Genomic DNA, 18,746 nt, shown 5'->3' with positions numbered 1-18,746 from the left:
TCTCCTCATTTCTCCTCCACCTCAAAAAAAGGTGATAATACATCGTAAATGGCAGATATTGTGGATGAAGGACCTGCACTTATAATTTGATTTACTCTATTAATTCCAACAACAAAGGGAACACCAGGTATGCCTATAGAGTCAATAAAATCGAAAATATTTCTTTTTAAAATATGAATGTTTTCCTGCTCTTTTATATACGTTGATTCCAAATTATCCGTAACCAGCGTAAATTTGAATTGGTCTTGTTGATCTTGAATAAATTCTTCGATTGCACCCATATTGCACGATGAACAAGTTGAACTCACAACAAACAGCACATTAGGTAAAGATGTCATCTCCCTTGAAGTCTCGGTTAACATGAAGTTATCGTCTATGTATGACCCAATGCTTAATGAAGTTCGATGATTATGTTTGAAAAACTTGCGGTGCTCCATGTTCATTTTCTCTTCTCTCCTTTATGCTGAGATACAATAGAAAAGGGACGGAAAGAACCCGTCCCATTCACATTTGAACTGCCGCCTAGCAACATCCTAAGTCATCAGTACGAGTATAATATTGCGATGTGTTTCCTGAACTGTCTCTGCAGACATCGTACACATGCTGAACTCGGGAAGATTTATTATCCCAAGGTACCCAAGTACAATAACCATTTGGCGTACAGAAATCAGTTCCGTAAGCTACACCAACAGAACTTGTTCCACCTGGACATGCCATGTTGACTCACCACCTTTTCGTTTGATTAACTACAACCGTAGAGTAACATATTATCGTTTATTTGAATTTAAATTCATGTTGAATGGAGGAAAAATGGCGTCAAACGGAAAATTTTGTGATATTAGTGAGTTTATTGTTTAATTATTGATGTTAATGGTACTATATAGGGAAAGTAGATTGGCTTATTATAATTCAAAAGAAAGGGATTGAGTTAAATTGTTCCAGATAGGTATTTATGAGGAAAATAAAACAGATCTAAAAAAACTACATGAATTTTTTATAAGATTAGAGAATAAGGGGCCTTACAGCTTTAAATTAATTAATTTTTCCTCAGAGGATGATCTGATTACTCATTATAAGAATCCTGACAAAATTAAACCACAAGTCATTATAATGAACATCAAGCTATCTGCCTGTAATGGAATTGATATCGCTTCCAAGATTCGCAAATGCTATGATCAAGAAGTTCTGATTGTTTTCCATACTAATTATATTGAATACATAATGCGAAGCTTTGATGTACAAGCGTTTCAATACTGGCTAAAACCAATAAACTACTCCTTTTTCGAACAAAAAATGCTTCTCATTTGCAAGCATATAAGCTCCTTGAAGTCTATTTTCTTTCCAGTAAAAGTTGATGGCGATTATCTTTTTGTTAGGTGCGCAGATATCATTTATATCAGAACAATTAAATGCCAAAATTCCTCAAACAATATTGAAATCACAACGAAGTCAGGCACTATTTTATTCACAGGTACATTACTGAAGTGTATAGCCGAACTTCAACACCCCTTTTATCTCATTCATCGTTCATTTATTATTAATATAAATCATGCACTAAAAATTAGATCCAACTATGTAGTAATGAACAATGGCGAAGAGATTCCTATAGGAAAGTCAAAATCCAAGACAGTAAAGCTTGCATTGTCTTACTCCTAACCTCTGCAATAGTAGATTTACCTTAAATTTAACTGACTTAAATCTTGCAATACAATAAAAGGGCGTCCCCTTCACAGCTAGTGCTGCGCAGGGGACGCCCTTTTACAATATATAATCTATACTTATGCCTTCGGCAGTTGGAATGAGCTTTTCAGGGATACGACCCGGTTAAATACCGGACGTCCTGGCTCGGAATGTTTTGGATCTACACTGAAGTAACCGTGACGGAAGAATTGGAATTTATCCTGAGCATTCGCTTCCTTCATCTCTTGCTCCACATACCCGTGGACAATCTCAAGGGAGTTCGGGTTCAGTTGATCCAGGAACGTTTTCTCCGGTTGCTCTTCCACAACCTCAGTTTCAGCTCCAGCTACTGCCACTTCCACCTCTGCTTCCGGTGCTTCATCCAGGATCAAAGGCTCATACAGACGGAATTCAGCAGGTACCGCTTGAGTCGCTTCTACCCAGTGGATTGTTCCTTTGACTTTACGGCCAGTGAATCCACTGCCGCTCTTCGTCTCTACATCATAGGTACAATGAATCTCAGTTACATTGCCTTCTGCGTCCTTAATCACATCGTTACATTTGATGAAGTATGCATGTTTCAGACGAACTTCGTTGCCAGGGAACAAACGGAAATATTTGTTCGGCGGATTTTCCATGAAATCGTCTTGTTCAATATATATCTCACGGGAAAACGGAATTTGGCGATTACCCATCTCTGGGTTCTCCACATTGTTCTCTGCTTCAAGCCATTCCACTTGTCCTTCAGGATAGTTGGTAATAACCACTTTGAGTGGGTGCAGGACAGCCATCGTGCGCGGAGCTTTCAGTTTCAAGTCTTCACGTACAAAGTGCTCCAGCGTTTGCAGGTCGATAACCCCTTGACTCTTGGAAATGCCTGTTTCGAATACAAAATCACGAATGGCTTCCGGTGTATATCCCCGGCGACGCAGACCCGAAATCGTTGGCATACGTGGATCATCCCATCCATCCACATGGCCTTCGTCCACGAGCAGTTTCAACTTCCGCTTGCTTGTCACCATCTGGGACAAGTTCAGGCGACCAAATTCGTATTGACGTGGTTGGCTCTCCATCTCACATTCGGCAATAACCCAATCGTAGAACGGGCGTTGATCCTCGAATTCCAGGGAACAGAGGGAATGCGTTACACCTTCAATTGCATCTTCGAGCGGGTGAGCAAAGGCGTACATCGGATAGATACACCATTTGTCGCCCGTGTTATGATGGTGTGCATGTGAAATCCGGTAAATCACCGGATCGCGCAGATTGATATTCGGTGCAGACATATCGATCTTGGCACGCAGCACTTTCTCTCCGTTCTTGAATTCACCTGCACGCATACGTGTGAACAGGTCGAGATTCTCTTCCACCGAACGATCACGGTACGGGCTGTTCTTGCCCGGCTCCGTCAGCGTTCCGCGCATTGCACGGATTTCGTCGGCGCTTTGGTCGTCGATGTAGGCTTTACCCTTTTTAATCAACAAGACAGCACGGTTGTACATCTCGTCAAAATAATCCGAGGCAAAACGTTTCTCGTTCCACTCGTATCCGAGCCATTTCACGTCTTCCTGAATCGATTGAACGTACTCTACATCTTCCTTGACCGGGTTCGTGTCATCAAAGCGCAGATTCGTTTTGCCGCCAAATTCGCCGCCCAGCGTAAAGTTAATCCAGATCGCCTTGGCATGGCCGATATGCAGATAACCGTTCGGTTCCGGAGGAAAACGGGTAATAACTTCCTGGACTTTCCCAGACCGGAGATCTTCGGTAATAATATTTTTGATAAAGTTAGGTGGGGTTGTACGATTGTCCACAGGTATCAAACCTTTCATGAATGGATTGGAGCCTTCGGGAATTGCAGCAATTCCGGCTATAATTCCTTAATAACGAAGTCATTTCCTGAAAAAATCTATTTTCTTGGAAAGTTTCGTACGCGTTTCATTTAAATATACCTTTAACGGGGGAGGAGTTCAATAAAGAACGGCACCAAAGTCAGGATCAGCCGTGCATAAATAGGCCCAAAACCATTTTGACGGGTTCGCTCGAATCATGTAGCATGATAGTAAAAACAAATTAAAGGGAGGGTTTCCCATTCCATCGAACTCGCTTAAACTGACCAAAGAACAGCAGGATGAAGCCATTCGCACCATACAGTCGTATTTCGAAGAGGAACGTGGCGAAGAACTCGGCGATCTGGCCGCTTGGGGTGTCCTCGACCTGTTCATGACACAGCTCGCTCCCTACATATATAATCAGGCACTCCGTGACGCACGCACAACAGTCAATCAACGCATGGCCTCAATGGAAGAAGACCTGTTTGCACTGGAGCAAAAGTTACCCAAGACTTCCCGTTAATCCACCAAAACTAAACCCATACTATACAAAGAAAGAAGGTTGCATTCATGTTTACCTATTCATTGGATGAATATACCGAACTCCGGCCACTGGCCATGGAACATACCAAACCGCTGTTCGAACTGACGGATCGTTCGCGGGATCAACTGCGACATTGGTTGCCGTGGGTGGATCATGTCACAGAAGTGGAGCACACCTCAAACTTCATTACTAACGCGTTAAAACAAGGTGCCGAGAATGGCGGATTCACCGCCGGAGTATGGTCAAAAGGGGATCTCGCTGGCGTCATCGGATTCCACGAGATTAACTGGACCAACCGCTCCGTAAGCATCGGATACTGGCTTGGCAAAGGTTTTGAGGGTCAAGGCTTGATGACAAGCGCTTGTCGCGTTCTGGTAGACTATGCACTGGTGACCCTGGATCTGAATCGCGTCGAGATTCGCTCGGCAACAAACAACAAACGGAGTCGCGCCATCCCTGAAAGACTCGGGTTTGTTCTCGAAGGTGTCATTCGCCAGGCAGAAAAGCTGCCTAAAGGTTACGTGAACCATGCAGTATACGGCATGCTTCAGCATGAATGGGAACTTTTGCGCTAATTCGCTTACATAATTGAGTTACATCTAACTGAAACCGTCCATATGCCCCTTTCCTGTGAGAATTTCAAACATAGGTGAGGGGCATTGTTGGTAAGAGCACCATTTTTTACTGCCAATTAAGGTTCCACTCAGCCTACCTTCATTCTTGCTCTCTAATATAACGTTGTGGGTGTACACCCATACCAACCTACAGAAGAAAGAAGGATGATCCAGGATGAAGAAAACCAAAACATCAAGAACAGTAGTGGTTACCAGCGCAATGGCTTTGACGATTGCACTCGGCGGAGGTATATTTGCACATTCAGTGGCTAATGCAGATCCGGCAGCTACTCCTTCAGGCCAGACCAAATCGGACAGCTCTTCTACATTAAATTCACATAAAATAAAACCAGAAGACGGAGTTAGAGGTTGGGGACCCGGGCTGCAGCGCCATTCGGACGAACTGACCTCCGTACTTGGCGTGTCTGCCGATGAGCTGAAAGAAGCGCGCAAAGCAGGCAGCACCATTGCCGAGATTGCAGCTACCCAAAATGTGGACGTGCAGACCGTCATTGATAAACTGGTCACAGCGGAGAAAACAGAACTACAACAGCAGTTGACCGATGGCAAAATCACGCAAACCCAGTACGATGAGCTTACAGCTACACTTACACAACGTGTGACTGACCTGGTAAACGGTAATATGAAGGAAGTTGGGGCAGGTGGACGTGGTCCGGGTGGATTCGGTGGACCAGGAGCAGAACGGTATGCCAAGGAACTGGCTGCCATCCTCGGGGTTACAACAGATGAACTAAAGGAAGCGCGTGAAGCAGGCAGTACAATTGCCGAGATTGCAGCCACCAAGAACGTGGAAGTGCAGACAGTTATTGATACAATCGTTACTGCCCAGAAAACAGAACTACAACAGGAGTTGACCGATGGCAAAATCACACAAAGCCAATTCGATGAGCGTGAGGCAGACATCACTCAACGAGTTACCGACCTCGTCAATGGTAAACTGCCAGAAGGTCCAGAAGGTCACGTCCATGGTCATGGAGCAAAACGTGACGGCGAGGCTAAGCCAATGCCGAAACCGGATTCCAGCAAAGTCGACACGTCAACTAATGACAGCGGCAAAGACTTATCTTAACAAAGCAATAGGCCCAAAACGTTGGGCAAGCTCGGTTTATCTATACACCCGGTATAATTGTTGTTAACGTTGTTAGGGAGCTCGTTTTTCCACACAATGCATGAATCAAAATTAAGCCCCTCCTTCTCCACAACAAGTGGACATTAAGGAGGGGCTTAATTTTAATAATATCGTAATCCGTTTCCTTATAACTTTGAATCTGTTGATCAAACTCCTCCCTTATAGGGCTCGGACCATGCCACCATCCACGATCAATGAAGTTCCGGTAATGTACGTATTGGCCCCGGATAACAGGAACACCACCGCTTTGGCAAACTCCTCTGGTTGACCATAACGGCCGAGTGGAATCTCCTTGCGGAACTGTTCAGAGACTTCGTCCTCACTGACTCCGTTCTGCTCTGCCCGTGCGGCATCCAGCTCACGGATGCGGTCTGTTGCAATACGACCCGGAGCCACCGTGTTGATCAAAATTCCGTATGGAGCCAGCTCCTGGGATAACGTCTTCGCCAATCCAAACACGCCGGTACGGAACGTGTTGGACAGCACCAGACCCGGAATCGGCTGTTTCACCGAAGTTGAAGCGATATTCACAATGTGTCCTCCGCTTTCTTTCATATAGGGAAGAGCGCCGCGAATCAGCCTTACATAACTGAGTACATTTAATTCAAATGCACGCTCCCAATCTTCATCCGTCAGTGACTCAAATGAACCCGATGGCGGGCCACCCGAATTGTTCACCAGAATATCAATCTGCCCAAACAGCTCCGCTGTCTTGTGAATCAGAGCCTCAATATCTTCCTTGCGTGTCACATCGGTTGCACAATATTCCACACGTCCACCACCACCAAGCGCCAGAAGCTCCTGCTTCACTGCTGCGAGCTTTTCTTCACTCCGGCTGGCAAGCATGACGTCAGCACCTTCTGCTGCCAATTGAGCGGCTACCGCTTTGCCCAGCCCGCGACTGGAAGCCAGCACCAGTGCTTTTTTACCCTGAAGCCCCATATCCATCGTTGTTCCTCCTCAACTAGTTTCTATTTGGTCTAGATAAAATAACCCATAAGAATATCGTCCACATACTTGCCTCCGATATAAAACTCGGACACCAGCCTGCCTTCCGTCACAAATCCACACTGTGTATAAAACGTGATGGCTCCCGGATTGCTGGAGAGAACGCGCAGCCTGAGCTTGCGAACGCCTTGTTCAAGCGCATGCTGCTTGATAGCATCCATCAAAGCTGTGGCAATGCCACAACGCCGATCATGAGGATGAACTGCAATATGGATCTCGTAGACATGACGGTTAACAGGCATACCTGTGGCTGGCTGGAAGCCCACATAACCACATACCCGCTCTCCCTGCACCGCAATCAATTGACTGCCTGGCGGACAATGCTGCAGGTATTGCTGTCTGGAGCGCCAATGCATCGGTGCAGGAGAGGTGTATTGGTCCCATACCAGGGTGTCCAACTCCATTAGCTGTGTTGCATCCTTAATTTCGGATGGACGAATCGTAAATGTATGGCTGGTAAGCATAATGATTCAACCTTTCGTGCTATAGTCGACAACGCTGTGCGCTACAACGTCGGGAAAGTTAAGAGAGTTAAGAACGTTGAGAAACTTAGGAATAGGAAGACATTGTTCTTTACTTCACTATTTAAGTTTTTTTGTTCTATATATTGTAGCATAGCCTCAGCTTTGACTAAAATTCCACTCAGTATTGAACCTTTTCGATAAATGAAATAAACACTTAACCTTGCCGTAACGTCATGGTTTATACTGATTCGATAAGGAGGGGATGCATGATGAATATCAAAGAGGCAGCAAGCAGGCTTGGTATATCGGCAAGAGCCATTCGTTTTTATGAAGAAAAAGGATTAATTCTCCCCGCCAAACAGTCCAGTAACGGGTATCGTACCTATACCGAGAATGATATCTGGCGGCTTCAGACCATTGCTGCGCTGCGTGAGATTGGCATGTCCCTACAGGATATAACACACGCGCTCGGAGAGATTGATCAAGGGAATCAGCAGCGGCTGGAAGAATATCTGGAGCTGCAACAGGCCGTCATGTATGCCCAGTGGATTGAGTTGAAACGTATGATGGATACAACCCAGCGCATGATTGACCTGAATCGTCAGGACGGTCCGCTGGATGTCAGCCATCTACACGATCTCGCGGACAGTGCGCGTCGCCTGCGCGAAGCCCGGCAGAACTGGCATGATCGGTGGAATTATGACACGCAGGCAGCCATCCATGATCAACGAGTGCAGGCAGAAGGCAGAGTCAGTACTGAACACCCCAGCATAGAGGGCAGGCATCATTCAGCCACCCCCTCGCCTTTAAGCGATGAGAATGAAGTTTCACATCCACACCAGGATGCAGATCATTCCGCGCCAGGCGATTCCAATGATACGGTACAGTCTTCCTTTTATCTGTATCACAACTATGAGGAAGCGCTCGAACAGACGGCTCAATGGATCTCTCCCGCCCTTGGTGAGAAAGGACTCGATATTGGTACAGGCACAGGTAATCTGGCTGGGAAACTGCTACAGCACGGCGCAGACATGACTGCAATCGACCAATCCCGGGAGATGCTGCGCAGATGTCGTATCAAATATCCCGAGATGCATGTGAAACTTGGGAATTTTCTGGCGCTGCCTTTTGCCGATTATTCCTTCGACTTTGTTGTGTCCAGCTTTGCTTTCCATCATCTGAGTCCAGATCAGCAAACATTGGCATTACAGGAGATGAAGCGGGTATTAACCTCGCGCGGACGTATCGGCCTAACCGATCTGATGTTTGTTGATGCGATTCACCGTGATTCCTATATTCGACAGGCAGAAACCACAGGACACGAGGAACAGCTGCGCGCCTTGCGCGAACGTCACTTCCCTCTACTCAGTGAGCTATGCGGCTGGCTGGAGCAACAGGGCTACGTAACAAAACATGTGCGGCATAATGAGCTGTTACATACGTTGCTGGCAGTTCCACTGCGGTAAGCAATCGTAAGAGCGTATGGCAAAAAGGCCATCCCGCCTTGAATAAAGGAGGATGACCTTGGTGTACATCATGGTATGAGATTACATGTAAATATCAACAACCGTACGCTCAGTTGCACTGCGTGCTTGTCTGAACTCATCAAGCGAGATGCTTACTCCGCCCTGACGGTAACGGTTCGCTGTACGCTCCGTGCGAATGTCTTTGCCGTTCACCGCTACACGGCTCACAGCACCTTCGTTCAAGTGATAGATAAACGTCACCGGCTCACCTGCATACTCGAATTCGAATTGCATGCCGTTCAGCTCAGCTGGCAATACCGGGTCAATGACCAGATCGCCGCCCTCTTGACGAATGCCAAGTGCATTGGAGATCAGCTGGTTCATATAGATTCCAGGGCCGCTGGAGTAGATTCTCCATCCGCCTTTCACTTGTACAGTCCCTTTACGAAGCTGGTCAAAATGCTCCTGTGCCTCGTAACGTGTATTAAACTTACCGTCCGAACTACTGAAGTATGAGTTCGCTTGGCGAATCTCCGCGTTAGGTACAACCTCGCCGATACCAACCGGGTTGATCATCGCGAGACCATTCCACACCTGATCTGTCTTACCCAGCTTCGCCATCGCTTCCACGTAACGGATATGTGCGTGCACATATTGCAAACCAATCTCACGTCCGAAGTTGGATGCTTGCTCTGCACGTTTGAAGTGTGTGCTTACTCCGCCAGCATATTGAGCCGGACGATTCATCAGACGCACGCCATCCGGGCACAGGAACTGTTCACGAATCAATGCGTAATGAGACTCTGCTTGCTCCGCATTCAGCAACTCACCAATCATGCTGCGCGTCATTGGCAACAGGCGATATTGAATGCCTGTCTCTGTATCCGTTGGATGAAGCATCAGCTTCGCTTGGTCCGCTTCTTCCATGTATACAAAGCCTGGAATCACATCTGTGCCCAGCATGTAACGGTTAAAGTCCTCACGAATGCCTTGAGCCAGCACATCAAGCTCCTGTGCAAAGTCTGCATCCTTAAATTTCAGCGCTTGTGAGAGCACATTCACGGACTGATACGTCAATGCCACCGTCCAACTGCTCACCATGTATTGCTTCAGCTGTGCATTGGCTGGTTGGAGCGTATCATCCCAGTCGCCATCGCCGTAGGAAGACAGGAACGTATCATGCAGGAAGTGCGAACGGATATATTCGATTTCTTTTTTCGCGTGATCCAGTACCGTTGCCGTTTCTTCGGTGAACCCGAAGCTATGTTTAACCGTATAAGGTACTTTCTCATCCAGGATTGCATAGTCGCGAGTCGCTGTCAGGTAATCCGCCAGAACTTTCAGCGGCCATACGATGATGTCGCCATGGCTCTCTTCCTGTTGGATCGCAAAGTATTTATCAAACATGAACCATTGCGGCCAGTTGCCATCATCTTCATATTGGTGGGTATAAACCATTTTGATGATATCGCGAACTTGCTCATATTTTTGCGTTGCCATAAAGTACTCCACCGGACCTTGGCACACATCCCGTGTACCCCAAGCCGCGCCGCCATACTGCTCCAAACCGTGAGGCACGGAGTAGTGAACCAGCATATTGTGGGTGTACCACCAAGCCAGCGCATTTACTTTGAACAGATCCTCAGCACTTTGACCTTCTCCACGGGACAAACGGAACCCGTTCATCACACCTGCGAAGAACTCGCGGTATGCCTGCACTTCCTCTTCAAACGTTAGGCTTGAACCTGCTACCACTGCGCTGTCCGCTTGGCCTTCCAATACCCCTTGTACCTTCAGCGTCCATTCAGCACTTGCTTCCAGACTAAGGGTAACCAGTGATGCGGAACCACTGCGGATACCACTTGCCAACAACGTTTCGTCACCTACATTTACAGCTGCGCCATCCACCGTCATGCGGTATTGCAGATCTGGGTACGTTCCTGCACTAATCGCTTGTGGATCAGCCTTGAAGATCAAAGTATCGCCATCCTGCGTCATATGCAGAGGATATTCGTATTCATTCACATTCATCGTAATCTGGTTTGTTACCAGGTAACGGTATGCCGTGCCACTTGTGGAGCGTACGTTCATGCTCACTTCAGTGGTGTGTGCCCCTGTATAGTTCGTCACGATGATCGTATCGGATGCCGTTTTGTAGATCCAACGTACATAGTTGAAGCCAATCTCGAACAGGGAAGGCATCGTCAGCAGACGATATTGTCCGTCCATTTCCACATAGATGCGTTGTCCCGCCGTTTTCGGCACGTTTAATGCATTCCGAGCATTACTGATCATTTTATTAAAATTGGTGTTACCAATAACGAGTTGTGAGTTGAAAATACCGTACATATACGATGTCGTCGTAATAACCTGTGCTCCAAGTTGCACGTTGCCACCACTCATCAGAATGTGACCGTGCGGACGCTCTACAAGCAATTCTTTTGCTTTCAGAACGATATGTTCATAGCTGCCTGTGAAGAAGGATAACAGTTCCTCACCGCTGTGCTCTTCCTGATGACGATCAGGGAACAGATCATGAATCTCATCTTGTGTCAGATCAAGCGTAACCAGTGGTTCACCCAGGAAGGAGGACAGTTTCACCTGTTCCAACGTATCACCATTTTCCACAGTCAGAGCCTGTACTTCATTCCATGCTGCTGTAACTTCATCTCCGAATTCCAGTGCAGAGATTCCTTCCGCATGATTAGGCTTCGCTAGTCCATAAAAGACCACCTGTGCTTCTCCGTTCAGATTCAGCAGTTCAGATTGCAGCGCCGTGTAGGCAAATTCATACTGATACGTCTCATTTGCCAGCGTTGGGCGCTTCAAGCTCTCTGGTTGATTCGTTTCCTTGTACGACAGACCGAAGAATTGGAATCCATCTGTGGAGTAACCGACTGCTTTCGTCAGGGAACCTTGTTGCATATAAGGAAATGCACCGCCCTGAGGCTGGTTTTGACGGGAACAAACGACATAACCTTTCGCTTCATCTTCAAACACCGTATGGTCAATGTATTGTGACAGATAAGCTTCATTACTGCGTACCGCACCTGGATCAGCAAGCCCTACATCCTGTCCGTATACCACGTCTACGTTATCTTGTTGTCCTGTGAGCTTCACATCCCAGAACCAGACACCTTGCGGTGTAGCCGTAAATACAACCTGGTAGCCAATGCCTTGTTCTTTGCCTTCCAGCTGGACTGTACCCTTCCAGATCAACTGGTTGCTGGACTGTGCTTTGCTTGTAATCACCTTGCTGTTCGAACGTACACCGAGCAACGGGAACGAGCTGATATTCTCTCCCTCGTGTACACGCAGGTACAGGTTATTCAGAGATCCATCAATCTGGTTGCTGAGCAACTGGTTCAACATCGTTGTGCCGGATGTGGCCTGATACAGGTCTCCACTGTTCAAAAAGGTAAAAGATAACTCCCCGGCGCTCAACCGGATCGGTGCATTAATCATCGTTGTCATAAGGTTCACTCCTTGAATTAGTATAAAATCGAAACGTTTCGATTAATCTGAAAAAGAATAGGGGCCTCTTCAAACCGGCTTTTAACAGCCCGTCCGGACGATAACCCCATCATTGAACTTTCACTTCAGCATGCAGGCATTTCTTGGTTGGTCAGACTCAGCCTAAACCGAACGTACAGAGCTACGCTCGATCATATTAATCGTTAACGTATATGAAGGGTCAACCGCTTCGCCATTGAGCATCTGGAATAACAGATGTCCGGCGAGCGACCCGGCTTCATGCTTCGGCTGGCGTATCGTTGTCAGCGGTGGATGCACATATTCGGACAACTGAATATCATCAAAACCGATCACGGAAATATCATTTGGCACCGATACACCACGCTCTTCCAATGCTTTCAGGCCACCAATCGCCATCTCATCGTTACCGTAAAATACAGCTGAGGGAAGATCACCTTGCATGATCATCATCTTGGTTGCACTGTATCCGCCCTCTCGCACAAAGTTACCGTTCAGACGCCATTTGGACTTTTCTTCAAGTCCCGCTTCCCGCATCGCCCGCAGATACCCTTGGTAACGCAGCGCATTGTCGTACGAGTTGGATGGACCGCTAATATATGCAATCTTCTGATGTCCTGCCTGAATCAGGTGGCGGGTAGCGAGGTAACCGCCCTGCTCTCCATCCACCAGCACGTTGACCAAATGGTCACTCGACAGCTGACGATCCATCACAATGATCGGAAAACGATGACCGGCAGATTCCACCAGAATATCATCATGAATGTTATGCGCCAGGATGATGGCTCCATCTACTCTTTTTTCACGCAAAAATCGCACTGCCGTTGAATCCCGTCCACCCATGGAGCTGCAAGCAATCAGGTCATACCCGTTCGCGAGGGCTACATCCTGTACACTACGGATCAACTCCGAGTAATACGGGCCCGACAGATCTGTAAGGATCAAAGCGATGGTGTTCGTCCGGCTCCGTTTCAGGTCCATGGCAAAGCCGTTCTTGCGGTAATTCAGTTCTCGTGCTGCCTCAAGCACTTTAGCCTTGGTCTTGGCACTAACCTTGCTATCCCCGCTCAGCGCATAGGAAGCAGTCGAGAGTGCTACACCTGCCAGCTTTGCCACATCCTTAATCGTTGCCATTCCACGTTCGCTCCTTCTAAACTATATATAAGTTCAACTAAAGAATATTTACACTTACCACTCCGATGACAGAATAACCTTCCGATCGCTGTTATCCCCAGATTTTTTTTAATTCCCTTCTTCAAAGGGAAAATCCGGGGATAGCGCATGCTTCCGATGTAGCTTTCTTGCAGAAAGCTTTTAGGCGAACACTTCGCTTCTTCACGTTATTTCTGTCCTCTCCGTTCTCGCGTAAAAAGTTTAGTTGAACCTATAAAGAACAAATTCAAGGTTACCCACATTTTATACGATACATGGTTAGAACAACCACTAAATCCTGTATTATCGTTTATTAATCTTTGTACATATCCTAGCGATGGATGTCAATCGAAACGTTTCGAGGTATTCTCAAAAAAAATCCTCGTTCCCATCCTTATGGGGCCACGGTTGAATGCGTCCCGTTCCAATCCATACCATAAGTGATGGTCATGACACGTCTTTCAATCTGGCGCTCTATAAACAGTTCGTGCCTAATACAGTGAAACTGGCAGTAAACGCTAGATTGAAACGTTTCGACATTTTCATTATAGTCGGTGTTGATAGCGATTTCAACCACTTTATCTATTTTTCATAGAAAAAGTTGATTTGTTCAATCTGTCCATCCACGTCACTTCAATTATAGTATATACTGCATAATAGTCGAGATCCGAGAATTACGCCAGTATACAAAGGGCATGAGACGAATAATGCCCCTGCTGACTTATGTAAGGAGACAGTTATCCAATGAATATATCCAAGACCATTTATCATAAAAAGTCGCTGTCCCGCCCCGTTTCCTTGCAGAAAATTCAGTCCATCCCCGATGCCCTGTTCAAGCTGCGCCATCTGGTGCAACTTCACGACCGTGAGGCGTTCTCCCGTACAGATGAGATGTGGAGTACCCTTCATGTACTATACGTTATTACTGCTGGCCAGGCCAGGCTGATCAGTGCAGAGGGTAAACTGACACTAAATGCAGGCTGTGCAGTCGTTCGACAAGCTGGAAGCCTGCTTCAGCACGAGAACAAGCGCGGCTCCCTGTCCCCAGTACAGGGCATTGCTATTGCTTTTGATTTCACTGAAAATGAACAGCTGTTCTGGCCGTTCGGGATACCAGCTCCCATTGTGAGTCGTACTCTCACCGATAGGGCAGTAGAGCTGGTTCAAGCAAGTTCAAATGGGCATGGTTCCAGTCCATTCAGGCCACATATGCTTTTCTATGAGTTACTGGATATTTTGCGGGATCATGCGGCTCATTCTGCTCATGAAGATCACTCCTGGCTCGATGCCGTGCTCAGACATATCCATCAGATGTATACCCATCCGTTAACCCGCGAACAATTGGCACGGGATGCAAATGTGAGTCCTGAGCATTTTTCACGGGAGTTCAAGAAACATACAGGTCTTACGTTTGTTGAATATGTAACTCGTCTCAGAATCAGAATGGCTCAAGAACATCTTTTGTTCGCGAACCCTACGCTACAGGAGATTGCACAACTGACAGGCTACAGGGACACCTTCTATCTGAGCCGCAAATTCAAACAGATGGTTGGATCAGCACCAACACACTACCGGAAAATGCCCAAGAAGATTGTATCTTTGACTTACAACTATACGGCCTCACTTCTGGCATTGGGCCACACTCCCCACATGGGCGCCGTTGCCAGCTGGATGGAAGAAAAACTGGGGGAACATGGTCATGATGGTCATGAACCATTTGAGCAACATTCCGAATATGAGCTGGTTAAACATACGGATCTGATTGCACACGCTCAGCCCGATGTCATTATCGGGTATGCACCGCATCCCGCTTCCGATGAACTACGTCTGATCGCACCGACCATTCTGATGCCCTTTGAGGAACTCGATTGGCAGGAGCAGCTTCTTCATCTCGGCCGAATTACCGGGCTTGAGTCCAATACACAGGCGTTGTTAAATCGATATCATCAACTTGAGCAAGAGGCCAATCATACATTAGATCAGTGGATGGAAGGGACACGTGGTTCCGCCGTTTGCATGTTTATGATTGGAGAGGACGGCGCTTATATCTATGGTCATGGCTGGGGCAGAGCTTCTTATGTGCTGTATCAATCGCTGGGCTTCACTCCGCCGTCACGCATGGAGCAGGATGGGCAATTACTCACGGGGTACGTTCATGTTCCGTTGTCTGAGATTCACTTGTATGCAGCAGATCACATGTTTGTCGCCTACCCTGAGGAACCTGCCGAACGAGAAATGTTGGATAACCTGCTGAATCAGGAATCTTGGGGCACCCTCTCCACCGTTCGTGAAGGACGCGTATATGAAATTGATGCCGACATGTTCTATGGATTTGATCCTTTGTCCGTTATGAAGCAGTTGCAGCATATCATGCGTCACCTCACATCATAATTGTCCATGCAGTAGTGATCATAGTTGTCCATGTACAAATATCACGTCTTCCTCTATGTTATTAATGAGAATAATAATCATTATTGATTATACATAGGGGGAACAAAAATATGTTTGCTGCAAAAAAACGCTTTTCCGGCTTGCTACTTATGCTCGCCATTATTATGATTCTGGCTGCTTGCAGCAGCGGAACAGGCTCGACTGCCACTGAACAGACATCGGCAACGGGAACCGAAGCGACAACCGGCTCTACCGAGACGAACACAGACACATCGGCCGGTTCGGATAATTCAAATGCTACACGAATCTACAAGTCATTAAGCGGGGATGTTGAGATTCCGGCTGAACCGAAACGGATCGTTACGGATATGTACGTAAGTGATCTGCTTGCACTGGGTGTGAAACCCGTTGGTGCTGTTCAATATTATTTGGAAAACCCGTTCTATGCCGATCAGGTGGCGGGCATAGAGGGTATCGGTGATCGGGCGGCTGTATCCATGGAGAAGGTTATTGCCTTGAACCCGGATCTGATCATTACTTACTCCGACCAGGCCAGCGAAATTGAGAGTTATCAAAAAATAGCTCCTACCGTAGTCATCCCTTATGGTACATTCACCAATGTACATGACGAAATCCGGGGATTCGGAGAGCTGATGAACAAATCCGAAGCAGCCGAAGCTTGGCTGAAAACGTACGATGAGCGAATTGAAGCCGCTCGCGCTAAGGTGAAAACAGTCATTAAACCGGAGGAAACCTTCTCCATCCTTGAAGTATCCGACAAGAGTTATTATGGATATGGAGACAATTTTGGTCGAGGAGGACAAGCGGTCTACAGTGCTTTGCAACTTGCCCCACTCGAAATCACCAAAAAAGAACTGATGGGTGATACCCAATGGAAAGAAATTTCACGTGAAGTTGTTGGTAATTATGCAGGGGATCATATCTTCTTAACCGTTGGAGAGAACAATAAAAATTACCAAGGTGATTCCATCTGGCAATCCCTGCCGGCTGTGAAAAACAATCAGGTGTATGAGTTGCTTGAAGATCGTTACTGGTACTTCGACCCGATTGCAATTCAAGGTCAGGCTGAAGAATTCGCAGATATGATCGTAGAACGTGCCGAGCAAAACCGCAAATAACATAAGCATGAAAACAGGTGTCCGGACAGGCTAATTAGCCTGCTCGGGCATTTATGTCATATCGAGGAGGACTTACATATGCTTCGCCGTTTTATGTCTTATTATCGCCCTTACAAAAGGCTCTTTATATTGGACTTTTCCTGTGCCATCGCCGCCGCGCTGCTGGAGCTGGCCTTTCCACTCGCCGTGAACCGGGTGGTAGATCAACTGCTTCCGGCTGGCAATTGGTCCATGATCTTAGCAGCGTGTGTCGGATTGCTCGGCATCTACCTGCTCAGTTCCTTTTTCCATTATGCAGTCACCTATTGGGGCCACAAGCTCGGCATTAACATCGAATCCGATATGCGGCGTGAACTGTTTCAGCGTGTACAGAAGCAGTCTTTCCGCTTCTTCGATAACAATAAGACCGGACATCTGGTCTCCCGCATGACCAACGATCTGATGGATATTGGTGAGATCGCGCATCACGGACCCGAGGATCTATTCATTGCCCTCATGACACTCGCCGGAGCTTTCGGGATTATGCTGGGGATCAACTGGCAGCTCGCGGTGATGACGTTCATCATCGTGCCGCTGATGATTTACCTGTCACTGTATTTCAGTCGCAAAATGTCCAAGGCGTTTAAGCGCATGTTTGCAGATATCGCCGATTATAATGCACGGGTTGAGAACAATGTGAGTGGCATCCGTGTGGTACAAGCTTTTGCCAATGAAAAGCATGAAGTAGGACGTTTTGTTGAGAACAACGAACGTTTCCGACTCACCAAACTGATCACCTACCGCATCATGGCCTGGAACTCTTCACTCAGCTTCATTCTGATGAAATTTGTATCGCTGTTTGTGCTGGTGTGTGGAACCTGGTTTGTTATTCAAGGAAGTATGACCTATGGGGAATTCATCGCTTTTGTGATGCTGTCCAATGTCTTCCTCGGACCAATTGAGAAGATTAACTCCGTCATCGAGACGTATCCCAAAGGCATCGCCGGATTCAGACGTTATCTGGAGCTTCTTGAAGCTGTACCGGATGTAGAAGATACACCACAGGCGAAACCGATTCCGGATGTCAAAGGAGATATTGCTTTCCATAACGTTACCTTTTCTTATGGAGAACACAAACCTACGCTGTCTCAGGTCAATCTGGATATCCAGGCAGGCCAGACGGTTGCTCTGGTTGGACCTTCGGGCGGAGGTAAAACGACGTTATGCAGCCTGATCCCACGTTTCTACGATGTGGATGCGGGACATATCTACATCGATGGCATCCCGGTGAAGGACATGACGCTGGAATCACTGCGCTCCCATATCGGGATTGTGCAGCAGGATATTTTCCTGTTTGACGGAACGATTCGTGAAAATATTGCATACGGCAAACTGAATGCTTCCGATGAAGAAATCTGGCAAGCCATTCGCCGGGCCCAATTGGAAGAGCTGGTACAATCCCAGCCGGATGGACTCGATACCATGATTGGTGAACGTGGCGTGAAATTATCTGGCGGACAGAAGCAACGTTTGTCCATCGCAAGAATGATCCTGAAAAACCCGCCAATCCTTATTCTGGATGAAGCTACCTCCGCACTCGATACCGAAACGGAAGCAGCCATCCAGCTGGCCTTATCCGAACTCGCTCAAGGACGTACGACATTAGTAATTGCCCATCGACTGGCAACCATAAGACACGCCGATCGTATCGTGGTGGTGGAGAACGGCAGTGTCGCTGAACAAGGAAGCCATGAAGAACTGCTCGCACGTAAAGGCTCGTACAGCCGACTGCATCAAGCCCAGTTTGGGTAAATACAACGACAAAACAACCTTCC

14 protein-coding genes are annotated in these 18,746 nt (G+C 47.1%); 8 read left to right on the top strand and 6 right to left on the bottom strand.

The window, feature by feature from the left end; translation table 11 throughout:
- Positions 1 to 5 precede the first annotated feature (5 nt).
- Positions 6 to 281 (bottom strand): hypothetical protein, encoded by a 276-nt coding sequence (locus NSQ38_RS07700; protein ID WP_339788343.1) that lies wholly within the window; start codon positions 279 to 281, stop codon positions 6 to 8.
- 652 nt (positions 282 to 933) lie between these two features.
- Here NSQ38_RS07700 and NSQ38_RS07695 point away from each other — a divergent pair.
- Positions 934 to 1,656: a LytTR family DNA-binding domain-containing protein gene (locus NSQ38_RS07695; RefSeq protein ID WP_339788340.1), complete on the top strand. Its 723-nt coding sequence runs from the start codon at positions 934 to 936 to the stop codon at positions 1,654 to 1,656.
- Between the two features lie 122 nt (positions 1,657 to 1,778).
- On the opposite strand, the gene NSQ38_RS07690 is transcribed toward NSQ38_RS07695, so the two are convergent.
- Positions 1,779 to 3,512 carry a glutamine--tRNA ligase/YqeY domain fusion protein gene (locus NSQ38_RS07690; RefSeq protein WP_338588811.1) on the bottom strand — a complete coding sequence of 578 codons (1,734 nt, stop codon included), beginning with the start codon at positions 3,510 to 3,512 and terminating at the stop codon, positions 1,779 to 1,781.
- Between the two features lie 259 nt (positions 3,513 to 3,771).
- Here NSQ38_RS07690 and NSQ38_RS07685 point away from each other — a divergent pair, with 259 nt between their 5' ends.
- From NSQ38_RS07685 to NSQ38_RS07675, 3 genes are all read left to right on the top strand, one after another.
- Positions 3,772 to 4,035 carry a DUF2164 domain-containing protein gene (locus NSQ38_RS07685; RefSeq protein ID WP_076253656.1) on the top strand — a complete coding sequence of 88 codons (264 nt, stop codon included), beginning with the start codon at positions 3,772 to 3,774 and terminating at the stop codon, positions 4,033 to 4,035.
- Positions 4,036 to 4,082: 47 nt separating this feature from the next.
- Positions 4,083 to 4,631 carry a GNAT family protein gene (locus tag NSQ38_RS07680; RefSeq protein ID WP_036612698.1) on the top strand — a complete coding sequence of 183 codons (549 nt, stop codon included), beginning with the start codon at positions 4,083 to 4,085 and terminating at the stop codon, positions 4,629 to 4,631.
- Positions 4,632 to 4,845: 214 nt separating this feature from the next.
- Positions 4,846 to 5,760: a hypothetical protein gene (locus NSQ38_RS07675; protein WP_339788338.1), complete on the top strand. Its 915-nt coding sequence runs from the start codon at positions 4,846 to 4,848 to the stop codon at positions 5,758 to 5,760.
- A 219-nt stretch (positions 5,761 to 5,979) separates the two neighbouring features.
- Here NSQ38_RS07675 and NSQ38_RS07670 read toward each other — a convergent pair whose 3' ends face one another.
- Positions 5,980 to 6,768 carry an SDR family oxidoreductase gene (locus NSQ38_RS07670; RefSeq protein WP_017691870.1) on the bottom strand — a complete coding sequence of 263 codons (789 nt, stop codon included), beginning with the start codon at positions 6,766 to 6,768 and terminating at the stop codon, positions 5,980 to 5,982.
- 32 nt (positions 6,769 to 6,800) lie between these two features.
- Positions 6,801 to 7,292 carry a GNAT family N-acetyltransferase gene (locus tag NSQ38_RS07665; protein WP_338588820.1) on the bottom strand — a complete coding sequence of 164 codons (492 nt, stop codon included), beginning with the start codon at positions 7,290 to 7,292 and terminating at the stop codon, positions 6,801 to 6,803.
- A 266-nt stretch (positions 7,293 to 7,558) separates the two neighbouring features.
- Here NSQ38_RS07665 and NSQ38_RS07660 point away from each other — a divergent pair, with 266 nt between their 5' ends.
- Complete coding sequence (locus NSQ38_RS07660) at positions 7,559 to 8,758, top strand: methyltransferase domain-containing protein (protein WP_339788336.1); 1,200 nt, start codon at positions 7,559 to 7,561, stop codon at positions 8,756 to 8,758.
- Between the two features lie 81 nt (positions 8,759 to 8,839).
- Here NSQ38_RS07660 and NSQ38_RS07655 read toward each other — a convergent pair whose 3' ends face one another.
- Both NSQ38_RS07655 and NSQ38_RS07650 read right to left on the bottom strand, forming a co-directional pair.
- Positions 8,840 to 12,232, bottom strand: a complete 3,393-nt coding sequence (locus NSQ38_RS07655; RefSeq protein ID WP_339788334.1) for a cellobiose phosphorylase — start codon at positions 12,230 to 12,232, stop codon at positions 8,840 to 8,842.
- Between the two features lie 162 nt (positions 12,233 to 12,394).
- Entirely contained in the window at positions 12,395 to 13,384 is a 990-nt protein-coding gene (locus tag NSQ38_RS07650; protein WP_036667797.1) for a LacI family DNA-binding transcriptional regulator, read from the bottom strand.
- Positions 13,385 to 14,146: 762 nt separating this feature from the next.
- Between NSQ38_RS07650 and NSQ38_RS07645 the strand changes: the two genes are divergently transcribed.
- The 3 genes from NSQ38_RS07645 (at position 14,147) to NSQ38_RS07635 (ending at position 18,723) form a co-directional block, all read left to right on the top strand.
- Positions 14,147 to 15,793 carry an AraC family transcriptional regulator gene (locus NSQ38_RS07645; RefSeq protein ID WP_339788331.1) on the top strand — a complete coding sequence of 549 codons (1,647 nt, stop codon included), beginning with the start codon at positions 14,147 to 14,149 and terminating at the stop codon, positions 15,791 to 15,793.
- 110 nt (positions 15,794 to 15,903) lie between these two features.
- Positions 15,904 to 16,932 (top strand): ABC transporter substrate-binding protein, encoded by a 1,029-nt coding sequence (locus NSQ38_RS07640; protein ID WP_339788329.1) that lies wholly within the window; start codon positions 15,904 to 15,906, stop codon positions 16,930 to 16,932.
- 78 nt (positions 16,933 to 17,010) lie between these two features.
- Positions 17,011 to 18,723, top strand: coding sequence for an ABC transporter ATP-binding protein (locus NSQ38_RS07635; RefSeq protein ID WP_339788326.1), 1,713 nt, complete (start codon positions 17,011 to 17,013; stop codon positions 18,721 to 18,723).
- Positions 18,724 to 18,746 lie beyond the last annotated feature (23 nt).

The organism is Paenibacillus sp. FSL R7-0313, from assembly GCF_037969885.1.
Taxonomy (GTDB): domain Bacteria; phylum Bacillota; class Bacilli; order Paenibacillales; family Paenibacillaceae; genus Paenibacillus.
This window is presented reverse-complemented; position numbering and strand designations above follow the sequence as displayed.